Origin of the sequence: Bacteroides sp. BFG-637 (genome assembly GCF_024793605.1) — a bacterium.
Classification (GTDB): Bacteria; Bacteroidota; Bacteroidia; order Bacteroidales; family Bacteroidaceae; genus Bacteroides; species Bacteroides vicugnae.
The window spans coordinates 5,572,991-5,589,947 of sequence record NZ_JANUPD010000002.1; the positions used below are offsets into that span (position 1 = coordinate 5,572,991).

Annotated in this window: 12 protein-coding genes and 1 pseudogene; 8 read left to right on the forward strand and 5 right to left on the reverse strand. The window is 43.6% G+C overall.

Annotated features, from left to right (window positions below):
* Nucleotides 1–35 precede the first annotated feature (35 nt).
* From NXX38_RS21920 to NXX38_RS21930, 3 genes are read left to right on the forward strand one after another with little or no spacing between them, the layout of a single operon-like run.
* On the forward strand, nucleotides 36–515 hold the full coding sequence (locus NXX38_RS21920) for a DUF4494 domain-containing protein (protein ID WP_004296648.1): 480 nt from the start codon (nucleotides 36–38) through the stop codon (nucleotides 513–515).
* A gap of 6 nt (nucleotides 516–521) precedes the next feature.
* On the forward strand, nucleotides 522–1,190 hold the full coding sequence (locus NXX38_RS21925) for a YggS family pyridoxal phosphate-dependent enzyme (protein ID WP_074558994.1): 669 nt from the start codon (nucleotides 522–524) through the stop codon (nucleotides 1,188–1,190).
* A gap of 26 nt (nucleotides 1,191–1,216) precedes the next feature.
* Nucleotides 1,217–2,194: a dihydroorotate dehydrogenase-like protein gene (locus NXX38_RS21930; protein WP_258981121.1), complete on the forward strand. Its 978-nt coding sequence runs from the start codon at nucleotides 1,217–1,219 to the stop codon at nucleotides 2,192–2,194.
* Between the two features lie 113 nt (nucleotides 2,195–2,307).
* On the opposite strand, the gene NXX38_RS21935 is transcribed toward NXX38_RS21930, so the two are convergent.
* Complete coding sequence (locus NXX38_RS21935; RefSeq protein WP_148367896.1) at nucleotides 2,308–3,633, reverse strand: PhoH family protein; 1,326 nt, start codon at nucleotides 3,631–3,633, stop codon at nucleotides 2,308–2,310.
* Nucleotides 3,634–3,764: 131 nt separating this feature from the next.
* Between NXX38_RS21935 and NXX38_RS21940 the strand changes: the two genes are divergently transcribed.
* Nucleotides 3,765–5,183 (forward strand): folylpolyglutamate synthase/dihydrofolate synthase family protein, encoded by a 1,419-nt coding sequence (locus NXX38_RS21940; protein WP_309569308.1) that lies wholly within the window; start codon nucleotides 3,765–3,767, stop codon nucleotides 5,181–5,183.
* Nucleotides 5,184–5,221: 38 nt separating this feature from the next.
* Here NXX38_RS21940 and NXX38_RS21945 read toward each other — a convergent pair whose 3' ends face one another.
* Nucleotides 5,222–5,596, reverse strand: coding sequence for a RidA family protein (locus NXX38_RS21945; RefSeq protein ID WP_148367895.1), 375 nt, complete (start codon nucleotides 5,594–5,596; stop codon nucleotides 5,222–5,224).
* Between the two features lie 95 nt (nucleotides 5,597–5,691).
* On the opposite strand from NXX38_RS21945, the pseudogene NXX38_RS21955 reads away from it, so the two are divergent.
* The 3 genes and pseudogenes from NXX38_RS21955 to NXX38_RS21965 all read left to right on the forward strand — a co-directional run bounded on the left by NXX38_RS21955 (nucleotide 5,692) and on the right by NXX38_RS21965 (nucleotide 11,299).
* Nucleotides 5,692–7,307, forward strand: a pseudogene (locus NXX38_RS21955) (formylglycine-generating enzyme family protein).
* Nucleotides 7,308–7,328: 21 nt separating this feature from the next.
* The gene (locus tag NXX38_RS21960; RefSeq protein WP_074558988.1) at nucleotides 7,329–7,997 is read left to right on the forward strand and encodes a hypothetical protein; all 669 of its coding nucleotides are present in this window, start codon (nucleotides 7,329–7,331) and stop codon (nucleotides 7,995–7,997) included.
* 20 nt (nucleotides 7,998–8,017) lie between these two features.
* Nucleotides 8,018–11,299 (forward strand): CHAT domain-containing protein, encoded by a 3,282-nt coding sequence (locus tag NXX38_RS21965; protein ID WP_258981127.1) that lies wholly within the window; start codon nucleotides 8,018–8,020, stop codon nucleotides 11,297–11,299.
* Here NXX38_RS21965 and NXX38_RS21970 read toward each other — a convergent pair.
* From NXX38_RS21970 to NXX38_RS21980, 3 genes are all read right to left on the reverse strand, one after another.
* The gene (locus NXX38_RS21970; RefSeq protein ID WP_234133890.1) at nucleotides 11,274–11,567 is read right to left on the reverse strand and encodes a RyR domain-containing protein; all 294 of its coding nucleotides are present in this window, start codon (nucleotides 11,565–11,567) and stop codon (nucleotides 11,274–11,276) included. The two genes, NXX38_RS21965 and NXX38_RS21970, sit on opposite strands and share 26 nt — an antisense overlap.
* Nucleotides 11,568–11,604: 37 nt before the next feature.
* Nucleotides 11,605–13,863 (reverse strand): hypothetical protein, encoded by a 2,259-nt coding sequence (locus NXX38_RS21975; RefSeq protein ID WP_309569427.1) that lies wholly within the window; start codon nucleotides 13,861–13,863, stop codon nucleotides 11,605–11,607.
* A gap of 95 nt (nucleotides 13,864–13,958) precedes the next feature.
* Nucleotides 13,959–14,318 (reverse strand): hypothetical protein, encoded by a 360-nt coding sequence (locus NXX38_RS21980; RefSeq protein ID WP_148367890.1) that lies wholly within the window; start codon nucleotides 14,316–14,318, stop codon nucleotides 13,959–13,961.
* Between the two features lie 152 nt (nucleotides 14,319–14,470).
* Here NXX38_RS21980 and NXX38_RS21985 point away from each other — a divergent pair, with 152 nt between their 5' ends.
* A complete protein-coding gene (locus tag NXX38_RS21985; RefSeq protein WP_258981132.1) occupies nucleotides 14,471–16,741 on the forward strand; it encodes a DUF3987 domain-containing protein in 2,271 nt (756 codons plus the stop codon).
* Nucleotides 16,742–16,957 lie beyond the last annotated feature (216 nt).

Genomic DNA, 16,957 nt, shown 5'->3' on the forward strand with positions numbered 1-16,957 from the left:
TTACATCAATCAATTAATTAAAAAGGAAGAAAATTATGGCAATGCATACATGGTTTGAGTGCAAGATCCGTTATGAAAAAGTAATGGAAAACGGAATGCAGAAGAAAGTAACTGAACCTTATCTTGTTGACGCACTCAGTTTTACAGAAGCAGAAGCACGGATTATTGAAGAAATGACTCCGTTTATCTCCGGAGAATTTACCGTTTCGGATATTAAACGTGCCAACTATAGCGAACTTTTCCCCAGCGACGAAGAAAGTGCCGACCGCTGGTTCAAATGCAAACTTATTTTCATCACTCTGGATGAAAAAAGCGGTGCTGAAAAAAAGACTTCCACTCAAGTATTGGTACAAGCTGCCGACTTGCGTGACGCAGTCAAGAAGCTGGATGAAGGGATGAAAGGAACCATGGCTGATTATCAGATCGGTATGGTATCCGAAACTCCGCTCATGGATGTATATCCTTACAGCGCCGAACCGAATGACAAACCGGAGTTTGATCCGTCAAAAGCATAAGTAACAATGAGTATTGCTGACAATTTAAAGCAAGTGCTGGCCGAACTCCCGCAAGGAGTCCGGCTGGTTGCTGTCTCAAAATTCCATCCCAATGAAGCGATAGAAGAAGCATATCAGGCGGGACAGCGTATTTTTGGAGAAAGCAAAGTGCAGGAAATGACAGCTAAATACGAAAGTTTGCCCAAAGACATTGAATGGCATTTCATCGGACACCTGCAGACGAACAAAATCAAATACATGATACCATACGTAGCGATGATTCATGGAATTGATAGTTATAAACTGCTGGTCGAAGTCAACAAACAAGCTGTCAAAGCGGGACGTACAGTGAACTGCCTGTTGCAGATTCACGTTGCGCAGGAAGAAACCAAATTTGGTTTCAGTCCCGAAGAATGCAAGGAGATGTTGAATGCCGGAGAATGGAAAGAGCTGACTCATGTACGCATCTGCGGATTAATGGGGATGGCCAGCAACACCGATTGTATTGAACAAATCAATCGGGAATTTTGTTTACTAAATGGGCTCTTTAACGAGATAAAAACAACTTGGTTCATCCACTCCGATACTTTCTGTGAGCTATCAATGGGAATGTCACATGACTACCACGAAGCCATTGCCGCAGGAAGTACGCTGGTACGAGTAGGAAGCAAGATTTTCGGAGAACGAATTTACTGATTAAGTGTTAAAAAAAACATATTGCTATGACCGATTTAAAAACTACTTTCGCAGGGCTTTCCCTTAGAAACCCTATCATCATTAGTAGCTCGGGGCTGACCAACAGTGCCGGCAAAAACAAAAAATTGGCAGAAGATGGTGCCGGTGCAATTGTTCTGAAATCACTGTTTGAGGAACAAATCATGCTGGAAGCAGACCAACTGAAAGATCCGGCTTTCTATCCGGAAGCCAGTGACTATCTGGAAGAATACATCCGTGAACACAAGCTATCCGAATACCTGACTTTAATAAAAGAAAGCAAGAAGGTATGCCCCATTCCTATCATTGCCAGCATCAACTGCTACACTGATTCCGAATGGATTGACTTTGCAAAGATGATTGAAGAGGCCGGTGCCGATGCATTGGAAATCAATATCCTTGCCCTGCAATCGGAAGTGCAATATACATACGGTTCATTCGAACAACGCCACATTGATATTCTCCGCCACATCAAAAAAACAGTCAAGATACCTGTAATCATGAAACTGGGTGATAACCTGACAAATCCTGTGGCATTAATCGATCAGTTGTATGCCAACGGTGCAGCAGCAGTTGTTCTCTTCAACCGTTTCTATCAACCGGACATCAACATCGAAAAGATGGAGCATATTTCAGGAGAAGTATTCAGCAATGCTTCCGACCTTGCCACTCCGCTACGTTGGATCGGAATTGCGTCTGCAGTAGTAGACAAAATCGACTATGCAGCTTCCGGTGGTGTTGCCAACGCAGAATCAGTAGTGAAAGCTATCCTTGCCGGTGCTTCAGCCGTAGAAATTTGCAGTGCAGTCTATCTGAATACAAATGCATTCATCGGAGAAGCCAACCGCTTCCTCTCTGCATGGATGGAACGCAAAGGATTCAAAAATATAGCTCAATTCAAAGGCAAACTGAATATTAAGGATGTTCAGGGTGTTAATACATTCGAACGTACACAGTTCCTGAAATATTTCGGAAAGAAAGAATAATAAAGAAAAGCAAGAAGTAAAAATCAGGCACGGATTACACGGATTACGCGGTTTAAGATAATTGGAGAAACCGTGAAATCCGTGTAATCCGTGCCAAATTTATTTTTTCATCATTACAGCAAGTTACTTGCCAACTCACTCAATTCACTTCGTTCACCTTTCAGCAAATTGACGTGTGCAAAGATATTCTGGTCTTTCATACGATCAATCATGTATACCAGACCATTGGACTGACTATCCAGATAAGGTTGGTCAATCTGTTGGATATCTCCCGTAAATACCATCTTCGTACCTTCACCTGCACGGGTGATGATTGTCTTTATTTCATTCGGAGTCAGATTCTGCGCTTCGTCGATGATGCAATACATTTCGCTCAAACTACGACCACGGATAAATGCCAGAGCTTCAATCACCAGCTGCTCGCTTTTCTGCATATCTTCTATGCGCTTCACTTCGGTAGAGTTTGCAGCAAACTGACGTTTTATCACGTTCAGGTTATCAAATAACGGCTGCATATAAGGAGCCACTTTCTCCTGCGCGTCTCCCGGAAGGAAACCGATATCCTTATTGGAAAGCGCCACAACAGGACGTGCCAGCAAAATCTGTTTGTAATCCGTCAGTTTGCCCAAAGCAGCAGCCAAAGCCAGCAATGTCTTCCCCGTTCCTGCTTTTCCAGTCAGAGCCACCAGTTTGATTTCCGGGTCATTCAGAATCTCAAAAGCAAAACTCTGTTCCGCATTCCGTGGTTCGATTCCATAATTCTTGCCTTTCATCACACGAATAATAGAATGGGTAAAAGGATTGTAGCGTGCAAGCACACTATTCCGGTCACTCTTCAATATAAAACATTCATTGGGGTGAATCAAATCCTTAAAGTCGAATTCACTCAAGTCAATGCCCTCCTTTGAAGAATAAATACGGTCGATCAATGCCGGATCTACATTTTCAAAGATCTCATTGGACTTCTCGAACACATCTACGTTATACACCTTATCCGTAATATAATCCTCGCAAAGCAAACCGATGGAACGAGCTTTCATACGCAGATTCACATCTTTGGTCACCAAAATAGTCATCATTTCCGGATCCTCTTCGGTCAGGTATTCGGTTGCCGCCAAAATCAAATGGTCGGGTTTCTTTATAGGAAACGATTCCCACACTTTGGTAGCCGGTACATTGCTCGTCACCACAAACAGACGTCCCAATCCTTCGCCAAGCTTCACTCCGTCGGAGAAAAGCTCGTCGCTTGTCAGCACATCCAATTCGCGCACGAACTCACGAGCATTGAAATTTATCTGCTCGTTTCCTTTTTTGAACTTATCCAGTTCTTCGAGTACAACAAGAGGGAGGTAAATATCATTTTCCTGAAAATTCTTCAAGCAATTGTAGTCGTGAAGAATAACATTCGTGTCTAGCACAAAATTTTTCTTAGTTCCCATGATTTCTTAGATTTAAATGTTGATATTTGCAATCTCATTCGCCAATCCCCCATTTATAGTCAGATTGACGGTTCTAAAGATAAACAAATTAGCGGGCAATAAAGATTGCCCGACGTTAAATATTATAAAACATGGACTATCAGAACACTTTAAAGTACTTATATGAGAGTGCGCCAATGTTTCAACAAATAGGAAGCAAAGCATATAAGCCGGGTTTAGAGACCACACATCAATTGGACGAACATTTCGGGCATCCTCATCAACAATTCAAAACGATACATATCGCCGGAACCAATGGAAAAGGTTCCTGCTCGCATACTATCGCAGCCGTATTACAATGCGCCGGTTACCGGGTAGGGCTATTCACCTCCCCCCATTTAATCGACTTCCGCGAACGTATCCGTATCAACGGTGAGATGATACCGGAAGAGTATGTAGTCAATTTCGTAGAAGAGCATCGCTCCTTCTTCGAGCCGCTGCACCCTTCATTCTTCGAACTGACCACCGCTATGGCATTCCGTTATTTTGCCGACCAGAAAGTAGATGTAGCAGTTATCGAAGTAGGCATGGGCGGAAGATTGGACTGTACGAATATCATCCATCCGGATTTGTGCGTTATCACCAACATAGGCCTCGACCACACCCAATATCTGGGTGACACGCTGACGAAGATTGCCAAAGAGAAAGCCGGAATTATCAAAGAAGGAGTTCCGGTCATTATCGGCAGAGCCCAAGGGGCGGTGAAACGTGTATTTACCATGAAAGCCAAAGAAAAGAATGCGCCCATCGAATATGCCCGTGAAAATACCCGGTACTGGGACATGGAAATAGTTCCTTATTCGAAGTTGCAAGAAATAAGACCGGTGATGGACAACGCAATTCAGAGCATGCGCGAAATGATCGAAGCAATGGACGAACAGTCAGAAGAAGAGGCAAATCAGATGCGGCAAGCATTACTCATGTTAGACCTGCCAGACAGTCTACGTGCGCTAGACCAGATACTCGACAAAAGAAAAGATGCTATCAAAATCCACAATGAGATGTTTCCTTTAGGACTTTTCACCGAGTTGAGCGGAGCTTACCAATTCGAAAATATGTTCACCATCCTAAAAGCCCTTGCGACACTGAACCGTCTGAACTACAACATCAGGTCCCAGGACTATCGCGAAGGTCTTGCAAACGTATGTCAGCTCACCGGTCTGATGGGGCGTTGGCAGAAAGTGCACAGCTATCCGGATATTATCTGTGACACGGGACATAATGTAGATGGAATCGAATATATCCATGTACAGCTCAATGTCATTCACAAAACCTTCGATCAGGAGATCCATTTTGTATTCGGCATGGTCAATGACAAAGACATCCGGGGGGTTCTGCGAGCATTGCCGAAATATGCCACCTATTATTTTACCAAAGCAAGCGTCAAACGCGCGCTTCCGGAAAATGAACTGCTGGCATTGGCAGAAGAAGCCGGATTGAAAGGTACCACCTACCCCACTGTTGTAGAAGCTGTACAGGCGGCAAAAAGAACTGCCCCCCCAAAGATCTGATCTTTGTAGGAGGCAGCAGTTTCATTGTCGCAGATTTGTTAGCGAACCGCGATACACTCAATCTCTACTAACGCATCCTTTGGCAGAGCTTTTACGGCAACCGCCGAACGTGCCGGAAAAGCTCCGTCAAAATACGTGGCATACACACCGTTCATCCCTGCAAACAGGGACATATCCTGAAGAAATACAGTAGTTTTGACAATGTTTCCCATTGTCAATCCTGCTTCTTCAAGAATGTGTTTGACATTCTCCAACGACTGGCGCGCTTGTCCTTCTATGCCTTCCGCCATCTGTCCCGTAGCGGCATCGATAGGCAACTGACCGGACACAAATACCATACCATTAGCTTCTATCGCCTGACTATAAGGGCCGATAGCCCCCGGAGCTTTCTCACTGCAAATTACTTTTTTCATATATATTTCTTTTTTCTGTTTACTGAACTTCAAAGATAAAAATAAATTTCGATTAAGATTGACAAATCTGTTTCTTTTTATTATCTTAGCAGCTGATGAGCAAGCATAATTACGACATATTCATTAGTTACCGTAAGAAATGTTCGGGCGACAAGCCTGAAATGCTACAACTGATGCTGGAAGAATCCGGATTCCGCAAAAGGGTGAGCTTTGACAAAGACAATTTAAACGGTCGGTTTGATGTTGAGTTGATTCGCCGCATTGATGAGTGTAAAGACTTCATTATGTTCATGGTGCCGGAGACGTTTACAACGATCCGCCCACTCAATGAAGAAGCGGTTGAGGCAGGCGAAAAAGCAACATGGGACATGGAAGAAGTGGCTTTCTACGAACGGATGGCGTCCTTGACCAATGAAGAGTTTGAAACAGAAATTAAACAGATCAGCCGTACCGGAGAGATCGATTTTGTCCGGATAGAATTAGGCCGTGCGTTACGTCGCCAAAGTAGAACCCCCAAACAGATAAATATCATTCCGATTGCTCCGCAGGAAAGTGAAAGCTATGATTTCGCTACCCTGCAACTCCCCCGGACATTAGTGGATTGAAAGACTTTCAAGCTGTATTTTATAGCAACTCACGGGTAGCCCGATTCAAAGATATAAAAGGTGACCTCCTGAAGCAAATGTTGTCAAAGCCTTCTTATGTATCTGCCAAATGGCTTATGATGACTTTCATTGCCCTATTATTAATAGTAGCAGGAAGCAAAACTTATACTTCCATCCAAAGAACGGCAGAACAAAAACTGGAATTCAAGGAGTGTCGCACTTATGACGATTACAGTAGTTTCATAAAGAAACACCCGGACAGTTCTTTGAAATCGACGTGCGACTCTATCCTGCATGAATTCAACGCGCTCCGGAATGACGGACGCGCCTCCGTGAACAACACCGGAAACAGGGATATAAAAGACAGAGAGAAAGAATGGGTAGACGTAAAATGGAATCCTACGATCACACTGCCCCAGCTCCGCTCCCTGGTGGACATGATGAACAATATGCTGCTGATTCCGGCCAAAAACAAAGAATTCATCATGGGAAAAGCTACAGGAAAAGGGTATGACTCACCGCAGCACACCGTTGTATTGAGTTCCGATTATTATATGTGTAAATACGAAGTAACACGCTCGCTGTGGTATGCCGTTATGAATGACTCCATTGTTACGGAAAAAGGCATGCTGCCTATGACACATATAACGTGGAATGATGCCGAAGCCTTCACCAAGGAGCTGAACAAGCTCACCGGTTTACCTTTTTCCCTCCCTACGGAGGCGCAATGGGAATATGCAGCCACCGGAGGCGAAAGTTATCCTTATGCCGGTTCAGACAACATTCGTGATGTAGCTTACTACGCCTCCAATGCCAATGAACGCTTGCATCCCGTTGGTGAGAAACACGAAAACGGGTTCGACTTATACGACATGTCAGGCAACGCCGCCGAATGGTGTACGGACTGGATGAACCGGTATGAAAATACACGGGTCACAGATCCCCAAGGTCCGGCAGAAAATCCCGGACACCATAAAAAGATTGTGAGAGGAGGCAGCTACCTGGCCAACGAACGTGATATGGACATTCGCCATCGCAGCGTACAGACTTACGATACATCAGAACCACATATCGGATTTCGTGTGGTACTTAATCCTATTCAATAACACAATGAATGCAGAATAAAAATGAGCATGAAAACTATTTTCAGAGTATTCATCCTCCTGTTTTTTTCCATCGGAGGGCAAATAAGTGTCAATGCACAGACAACGACACCCTTTGAAATGGTGTTCGACGCCTGTAAGAAAGCATGTGAAGCATTGGACGGCGGCTTTGCCAGTGGTGAGCAACTGCTGGCAGTAAGCAAAACGCTGCGTGATGCAGCCCCTATCCCATTAACCGTCAAACAAACTCAGGGCGATGTCTTGAGCCTGAAAGGACATCTGGTCTTTGATTACGAATTTATTCAAGCCTGCGTTGATAATGAAACAATCTATGAAATCGCGGACAAGTATGCAGCAGAAGCGAGGATGAGAGGTGATAAGGATTCCGCCAACAAAGTAAGATTAGATACCAAAATGGTGGCTGCCGGTCAGACCTGTACTTTCGAGATTCCGAGCTGTTCGGGAACCTCGCAGATAGGCTGTGTGGCAGAGGTGAACCGTTCTTTCAGTTGGAAAATAAAGACAATCGGTTATCAATCGAAAAGTGAACGGGAATACAAATGTAATGACAGCGTCCGGAAAGGGCTTCCTTTCCGAAAAGAAAAGGTTAGCTCGGACGAGCGGTATAAAATCATCGTCTCGATCACCAATAGAAGCAAGAGAGACGGGAGCTTTGCCTTGATCTTATTTTAATCTACTAAAATCTCTATTATATGCGACAATTCATTCTATCTCTATTAGCCTGTCTGTGTCTGACAGCCTATTCACAGACTGCAAGCCAAGCCGACCTACTGGTTGAAGAAGCTCAAAAACTAGAAAGTAAACAAGATTACACAACCGCCATTACCCAACTGAAACAAGCGGACGAATTATATGTCAAAACGGGAAAGACACAGAGTGCGGAACGTGCTACCTGCCTGCACATTTTAGGCCGCTGTTATCTGAATCTGGAGCGTCCCGAAGGACTAACCTATACACAAATGGCAGCAGATATGCGCAAGACCATACTGGGTGAAACAGATATCAAATATATTTCCTCCCTGAACAACATAGGACTCTACTACCTGACTGTTGCAAAAGACTATCATAAAGCAACAGAAATTCACAGCAAGACATGGGAACTGTGCAGTCGCATTCAGCCTCGTCCCGAACAGGCATCCATGTTTCATATCAATCTCGCCCGCTGCTACATAGCTTTAGGAGAAATGGATAAAGCAAGTGCCATCGTAGAAGAAGAAATAGCCATCAGTAAAAAGAGGTATGGCGAAAAGTCCCTTTCAGTAGCCCGTCAACTCCAGCAGATAGGTTCGTTGTACTACCTGTCGGAACGTAAAGACGTAGGGGTAACTTATTATGAACAGGCCTTCAACATCTTTCCTGACGATTCAAAAGAATACGAGCAACTTCTCAATTGGATATCGTCCATCTATCTGGAATTGAACAATCAGCCGAAAGTATTGGAATATATGAAATTGGCAGAAGCTCACAATAAAAAAGAACTGGAAAAGCCTTGCGACGAGCCCGGTTGCCTGACCGAGCGCGCCCAGTATTTTGCCAGTATAGGTGACAACGACAAGGCAAGGGCACATTTTCTGGATGCTTTAAAGAAATGCGATGTGAATACCCATAAGGAGATCGTTTTTAAGGTACGCCACTACTATGCGCAATTTCTCTCCGGAATACAAGATCACGCATCCGCCGGCGAATACTACGAACTGGCAGCAGACATCCTTCGCAACAATCCTGCCGAACAGGCTAAATTTGCATTGGAATCTTATCTGGGCGGACTCAATTATAGCATTGCTGCCAAGTATGAGGCCTCCAATCGTATGCTCAACCAGGCACTGTCGGTTTATGCACAGATGTTGCCGGACAGACTGGACAAATATGTAGACACCTCCATTGCATTATGCCGTAATTATGGATTTACCAAGGAGTATGGAAAAGCCCTCGAAATACTTGCAAAAGCCGAAAAACAGCTTCCGACGGGTGATAAGTCAGACAAGATGGGGGAAATTCTCCGTTCCAGAGGAAGTATCTTATACCGACAGAAACAATATGCAGAATCGGCAGCAAACTACCAACTGGCTGCAGACATTTACAAAGTTCTTCCCGATAGTGATGTAAAATATCAGGATGCACTTAGCAGTCTGAATCGTTGCCACACCATGATGGGCAATGAGACAGCCGCCAGACAGACAGAACAGGATGCGGAACGTCAGCGAATGGCGGTTTTAAACAGGCTATTAAAAGAGAGTCTTGAACAACTGGATGCTTATCGCCTGCAATGGGGAGAAGACGGGTTGATGTATGTCTCCGCATTAGGGACTATCGCCGATATCTATTATACCCAAGGACAGACCGACAAGGCATTAGCCTATATGGAACCTTTCCTCTCCGGCGAAACAACCGCACTGCGTAATCTTTTCCGTCTCTCGAAAGCCGATGAACGCCTGGCATTCTGGAAGGATATCCGTTCCTCACTGGACAGTATTCCCCTCCGTGCAGCCAATATCGCCGCAACAGGTACGCCTGAACAAAAACAACGTTTTGCCCGGTTAGGTTACGATGCATTATTGTTTTCGAAAGGTATTATGCTTAATTCGTCTATTGAACTGGAGTCTCTGATCCGCGCTTCGGGAGATAAGTCTCTGCTCGACCAATACAACAAGGCTGCCCTTATGGCGGAACAAATTTTATCCATGCAAAGTGAACTCCCGAATGCAACCAATCAGACGGAAGCACAGAAAAATATCATCCGCCAGAAAGAGGAGTATGAACAGTTGCAACTGAACCTGATGCGAAAGTCTACTGATTTCGGCGACTATACCCGTTATCTTTCCGTCAAATGGCAAGACGTACAAAAGCATCTGCATGGAAACTCCATCGCCATAGAATTTGCTCTCATAGACGATGAATTACTAGCTCCGGACAAACATCTGGCCGCTTTCGTACTTCGTCCGGGCGACGCGTCTCCCACCGCAATCAAGTTAATGAGTCAGAAATTGCTATTGAAAGAAATGCAATCGCCTACGGCTTTCACCGCAACCGAAAACGGGGCACATTTCTGGAAAGCGCTGGATGAATATATCAGCAAAGCAGATACCATTTATTTTTCACCTGACGGGATACTTCACCAGTTGCCTGTAGAATATCTTCCGTATGGAGCGGGTAACCTGCCGTTAGCATTCCGGAAAGCCGTCTATCGTTTATCGTCAACAAAAGAAATCGCACTCGACAGAGTTTCGCTGAACTACTCATCAGCCGCACTTTTCGGAGGATTGGACTACGAAATGGCTTCAACCAAAGTCCGCAATATTGTTTCTACAGATCATAACTCCGGGAAATTCCGTAACGGACAGAATGGGTATCATGAGTTACCATATACGCTCAATGAAGTAAATAACGTAAATTCCCTGTTGAAAGAAAAGAAGATTAAAACCAATCTATTCGTAGGTGAAAACGGAACGGAAAAGCAGTTCCGGGCACTCGACGGCAAAGCTGTTTCGTTAATTCACATAGCTACTCACGGAGACTATAAAGAATTGAAGCGACGTGAAGCCGATGATGCGATGAAGCATTGCTTCCTGATTATGTCCGGCGCCAATGCCACGGAAGAGAATAACGACGGACTGCTCCGTGCAGATGAAATCAGTGCACTAAACCTCCGCGGTTGTCGTATGGTTGTTCTTTCTGCCTGCAACACCGGTCAAGGTACTCTTGGTGCGGATGGTCTTTTCGGTCTTCAACGAGGCTTCAAAAATGCAGGAGTACAAACCATCCTCATGACACTTTCAGCTGTTGACGACCAGGCCTCCATGCTTCTCATGACTAAATTCTATGAGAACATCATTTCAGGGTTATCCGAACGACAGGCTCTTATCAAAGCACAACAGTACCTTCGTGAGAACGGATATGCAGACAGTAAATATTGGGCACCATTTATCTTGTTGGATGCAGGCAGAGCGCCTATTCCTCATCCTTCGAGATCTTGAACCCTAGTTTCATAATCAGTTTCAAAGTTTCCACCGAAGAATTTCTGTCGTACACCTTTTCTCCTTCAGGTAATTCTTCATACGGAACCAGGCACGGATGCTGCTTCAACACATCATCCCGCTTTTTTCCATACGTCCAACCTTGTTCTATTCTGGTTTTCGACCAGACTTCATGAACATTCTTAGCCATCTCTTCTACCAGGTATTCCAACTCCTTCGGGAGTTGGATATGTCCTGTATCCACCGGATTGGGAATATACTTTTTCATTTTATGATTCATTATTTATATATTAGCGGAACAATTTTCAGTTCTTTTTCAATCTAAAACTTAGCTCAACCACACACTGGTCATAAGGGATGGTTTCCGGATATTTACTTCTTAAAACATCATTATCGACGATGCATTTATGCTTCTTCTGCTGAAAATCTTTATCTCCGTCACACGTTACAAATCCTTGCAGTTCCATACATGCATTCCAACGCAAATGTTCGCACTTACTCAAATTATCAAATAATGTACTGGAAACAACATCACAAACCTTAGAATAGTTCAATGTATGGGCTTCACGCTGCGTCAGTTCAACCATTTCTTTCAACCTTTCCTTATTATCTTTGCCATCCTCTCCCATGGCCCCGGCTAAAAACTTTTTGGTATCGATATGCCATACGTTAGCCCTATCCTGCTCTTCCTGATAAGCCAATTTAATTTGTGCATCCAAGCTATGTTTGTCCCGCAATGCCTCTCTACGCGCATTCCATTCTTCTTCCGCTGTTTGCTTCAGGCTTTCCTTCGCTTTCTTCTTCTCTTCAATTTCCTTCTCATTCGTTCCAGGCATTGCGTCAATCATAATTTTCTGATATGCATAATAAAATTCCTTTGCCAATACTTCAAGCACATCTGTCGATACCACATCGTATGAGAATATTTCTTCCTGCGCTCCAAAAGTTATGATTACATTCCGGGTATTGCCATAAATATTAAAATACTCTTTTATTTGCTTCAGCTGAATGGTGTTGCAACTTCCATTGACGCGCAGATAAATCCTAAAGTCATTGAAACAATCCTTCCTATATCGATAGGCATATTCGTAGAGATCAATCGCCAATGCCATCCCTTCATTATCATTTCCTATAGCAATTACAACATAGTTTAGATCATGAATGATTTCAGAGAGTTTTTCCCAGAAACGTTCGGAATGGATAGACATTTCTTCACACCATTCCAACTCATTTTTCCTCTCCTTCAAGGCAGGTGCTTTCATTAAAAAATCACCTTTCAATTCATCCATATGTTCATCAACCACATATATTTTTCGAGGATTCCTATTGCCATTTGCATCGATCAATGCCCCAAACTCATATAGAAAACGAAATGCGTCACGCCCGGTTTCTCCAAAACCAATAATCATCGACGTAAAAGGTTTCTTTACACAAGCCTTCGAAGTATCGACATCTGCAAAATTCACGGGATGATTCCTTACATTCTTTTTTAATTGCAATACAGCAAGATTAGACGAGTCGATGATATGAATCTGATGTTTCAACCCATCACATATTTCCAACTTCTGGTTCTGGTTGTTCTTACGCGCATGGCAATAAATCTGAACCTGATTATGGACTCTGTCTTCTTTACATTTCGCTATTTCCTTAAAAACAGACACCGCCTCCAGATTCAGTTCTTCATTGGGAGATAAAAAATAGAAAGTTGCCTGCGGGTACTTCTTGATTAGGTTTCCCAATCTCCTCAATCCGAGATATTTGTATAAATCAAATTCCGATTTGACTTTATCTATAACCCGGCCTGTAATTCCAAATTTAGAGTTAACCAGTATGCCGTCAAGCTCTTCTATCTTTTCTATGAATTTTTCAGTTCCGTCATGAGACGAATTAAAGAAATGACTGAATGTGAACCGACCATGAGAACTGCTTTCATTAGCAGAAAGCAACCTCACAAAAATGAACTTGCAATTCTCCCATCCTTCTTCATTCTTCCCCTTTGGCTCTGCCGCTTTTTTTCTTATACTGTCAGCCAGCAATATCGCATTATCATTGACACCCCAGAAAATAAACAGCCGGCATTTCTTCTTACTTGGAAGATTCGCCACACATAACCGCACCCATGAGATGAATCTGAATCCTAACAGTTTGATAATAAAAACCGCACTCACTATAACGGCCAGGAAATGTATCACAGAAAATATCGTCATGTAGAAAGGATCATGATGCAGTTCTTTAGGAACCTCCAAAAGATCGGAATGCGAAGCGAACATTTCCATAGAAGACAGAGCAGACCTAAATGCCAATGCTATCGAATTACTGTCACTCCCTCCCTCATTGAAAGCGTACCAATATATCAGGAAACCTGCAATAAATACTGTACCTGCAATCCATTTCAGGTTATCCACCAAGAATTTCCGTTTCTTAAAAAGCAGGTATACTAAACCTATCCCGATAATGATTAACAAAAGGGTAGAATACCCCCATTGATTTAAAAAACAAGGGTCTGTCGCGTGCTGTGCATTGCATTCACCAGTTTGAGAGATTATTGTGCTTAACATATACATATTCGATAGATTGATTATTTATTCTACAAATTTATACAAAATATTGAATAACAAATAGGTTAGTGACAAAAAACTCCGGCTTGTCAACTTCCACATCACAATTTCACTCCATCCCAATGCATCACTGCCACCCACTCTGTCGGCTGACAAGTTCCGCAAGAACGGTGCGGAACCGTAGCGACCACCAAGTCACAATGGGAAGACAGTACGATTCTTAACTCCTTCAGCAACATATCCATTTGAATGATTAAATGAAGATATTTCGTCATACACCGGATCACCCGTACATACTGATAAATGCACATATCCTCTCCCCGCCTTATCTCCCCTAATGTTTTAGGAGAGATAGCTAATTCGCTTATGAAAAAATTGTTACTAAAAATACGATCCGTATCCATTAAAGCCAATACCAAATTGCTTAAGAACTCATAAGGTTCCTGTTTTTCTTTTGCCATGTCACTCGATGATTAATAAATTATAATATTTCATTTTTTATTTGCTTTATCAAGTACTATCCACATAGGGAAGCAACCCTATTTTTAATATCCCGACCTTTGTTCCCGTTATCTGATAATCAGGTAGCGCAATCTTACAAAAACAATTTTATATGAAAGTCTTAGAAGAAATCAAAGTCTCAGTTTACAAAAACGTGTATTCAAAAAAGCCCCAAGTCATGTCTTTCCTTGAAGTCATCATCATGTGTATTCATCCTGTTTATGCAACGATTATCAACTCTATCCGCCGATATCATGCGGAAGGAGACCATGCCGCCGCACAGAAATTGAAGAGTCAACTCCCCTGCTTCACTCCGGCGGGCACATTTGACGGAGCGCATGCCATCAAACATTTTCTGCTCCCCAGCCATATTGTCGGGCTTGATTACGACCATGTAGCCAATCGTCTGGAAGTTATTCAACGATGCGCGGCAGATCCTCATACGGTGGCAGCAATAGAAAGTCCGACCGACGGTGTGAAAGTCTTCGCCTATGTGGAAGGTATCGAAGGCCGCCATCGTGAGGGGCAACAACTGGTGAGCCGTTATTACAACCAGTTGCTCGGATTGGAAAGCGATCCGGCGTGTAAAGATGAAAGCCGCCTCTGTTATTTCAGCTATTCCCCCAACGGTTATATTGCCAGTCTTTATCAGGCATTTGTTCTGGAACCGCCTGTGAAAGAAGAACCGGAAAATGTATCTGAAGAAGAAATCTCCCAATTTATTTCGTCCTATATTTTCTTTCATCCGCTAACAGCCGGTCAACGCCATTCCAACGTCTTCAAACTTGCCTGTGAAGCCTGCCGTCGGCACTATCCCCAAGAAAGCATATTACGCGAACTTACCGCATTTTTCGAACACACGGATTTTCGTCCCGAAGAGCTAACGAGTGTTTTATTGTCTGGATACAAACAAGTTAATGAACATACACCCACTTCCACCCCAACCAACGGGCCTTCCTTTCAAAAGGACATAAGGACAAAAAGACCTTATGGTACTACAGAAAATTCCGATGCCGACGACGAAGCCTATTGGTTGGGAGAGGAATTCCGGAAAGGAACTCCTTTATTTCCCCGAAGTTTGTACAATAATCTTCCCGATTTACTGAATGACTGTATCATTGAAGACGGAAGCGAACGCGAACAAGATGTCGCTCTCCTTTCCGATCTCACAGCCTTGAGCGCAGCACTTCCGCAGACTTTCGGAATTTATAATCATAAGAAATACTCCACGCATATATTCAGTGTCATACTTTCGCCTGCCGCCAGTGGTAAAAGCATCGCCCAAACCGGTCGATACCTGTTGGAAGAAATACATTCAGAAATTCTTTCCACCAGTGAATCCATGATGAAAAACTACCAGACTGTACATAATAACTGGCAATCAGAATGTCAAAAACAGAAAAAGAAAGGAGATGCATGCTCCGAAGAACCGCAAAGACCTCCTTTCAAGATGTTATTCATTCCTGCCACCACCAGTTATACCCGCATGCAAATGCAGATGCAGGACAACGGTCCACAGGGAAGCATCATTTTCGACACGGAAGCACAAACGCTATCCACAGCCAATCATCTGGATTGTGGCAATTTCGACGATATGCTCCGCAAGGCTTTTGAGCACGAAAATATAGAGTCTTCCTACAAAGCCAACGGCCTCATTCCAATCTATATACGCCATCCCAAATTGGCTTTGCTGCTGACGGGTACTCCCGGACAAATAGACGGCCTGTTGAGCAGCTACGAAAACGGATTGCCCAGCCGCACCCTGATTTACACTTTCCGAGAGGCTCCACACTGGAAAGAGATGGGCGACGACTGCATCTCGCTGGAAGATTCTTTCAAACCGATCGCGCATCGTGTTTCTGAATTATATAACTTCTGCCTGGCTCATCCGGTTCTTTTTCATTTCAACCGCCTGCAATGGAACCGTCTGAATGAGATTTTCTCACGTATGCTGTCCGAGGTGGCATTGGAAGGCAACGATGACCTCCAAGCCGTAGTGAAACGCTATGCTTTTCTGGTGATGCGCATCAGCATGATCCAGACCCGTATCCGGCAATTTGAGGCATCCGATCTTTCTTCCGAGATTTATTGCACGGATGCTGATTTTGAGCGTTCTCTTCAAATCGTTCTATGTTGTTACGAGCATAGCCGTTTGTTGCACTCATCCATGCCGTCTCCTTCGGTCCGTCCACTGAAGAATCCGGACACTATTCGTAATTTCGTTCAAGAGTTGCCCGACAGTTTCACGACAGATGAAGCGATTCAGATTGGCGCAAAATATGATTTCAACCATCGTAAGGTAACACGTCTGCTAAAATCGCTTAATGGAGTAAAGATCAATAAGATATCCCATGGTTCTTACACCAAGATGAATGAGCAATAGTCACATCTGTCCTTTTTGTCCTTTTGTCCTTTTGAAGAGTCCGGAAAAACATCGGGAGATTTGAAAAAAACATCGCAATGATTGAAATCAAACATTGGGAAGTTTCGATACAAATCTCCCGGTGTTTTTTCTTTTTATCTGTACGCCTGTGTGCGTCACTATGCGTCATGCCGCTTTCCCGATGTAGTACTTTTGTCATGTAATCGATTACAAGGC

What these genes read in the sequence shown, in the direction of transcription:
- NXX38_RS21985 (WP_258981132.1), top strand. Translation starts at nt 14,471, where the DNA reads ATGAAAGTCTTAGAAGAAATCAAAGTCTCAGTTTACAAAAACGTGTAT.
- NXX38_RS21945 (WP_148367895.1), bottom strand. Translation starts at nt 5,596, where the DNA reads ATGAAAAAAGTAATTTGCAGTGAGAAAGCTCCGGGGGCTATCGGCCCT.
- NXX38_RS21925 (WP_074558994.1), top strand. Translation starts at nt 522, where the DNA reads ATGAGTATTGCTGACAATTTAAAGCAAGTGCTGGCCGAACTCCCGCAA.
- NXX38_RS21975 (WP_309569427.1), bottom strand. Translation starts at nt 13,863, where the DNA reads ATGTATATGTTAAGCACAATAATCTCTCAAACTGGTGAATGCAATGCA.
- NXX38_RS21980 (WP_148367890.1), bottom strand. Translation starts at nt 14,318, where the DNA reads ATGGCAAAAGAAAAACAGGAACCTTATGAGTTCTTAAGCAATTTGGTA.
- NXX38_RS21960 (WP_074558988.1), top strand. Translation starts at nt 7,329, where the DNA reads ATGAGCATGAAAACTATTTTCAGAGTATTCATCCTCCTGTTTTTTTCC.
- NXX38_RS21920 (WP_004296648.1), top strand. Translation starts at nt 36, where the DNA reads ATGGCAATGCATACATGGTTTGAGTGCAAGATCCGTTATGAAAAAGTA.
- NXX38_RS21970 (WP_234133890.1), bottom strand. Translation starts at nt 11,567, where the DNA reads ATGAAAAAGTATATTCCCAATCCGGTGGATACAGGACATATCCAACTC.
- NXX38_RS21930 (WP_258981121.1), top strand. Translation starts at nt 1,217, where the DNA reads ATGACCGATTTAAAAACTACTTTCGCAGGGCTTTCCCTTAGAAACCCT.
- NXX38_RS21940 (WP_309569308.1), top strand. Translation starts at nt 3,765, where the DNA reads ATGGACTATCAGAACACTTTAAAGTACTTATATGAGAGTGCGCCAATG.
- NXX38_RS21935 (WP_148367896.1), bottom strand. Translation starts at nt 3,633, where the DNA reads ATGGGAACTAAGAAAAATTTTGTGCTAGACACGAATGTTATTCTTCAC.
- NXX38_RS21965 (WP_258981127.1), top strand. Translation starts at nt 8,018, where the DNA reads ATGCGACAATTCATTCTATCTCTATTAGCCTGTCTGTGTCTGACAGCC.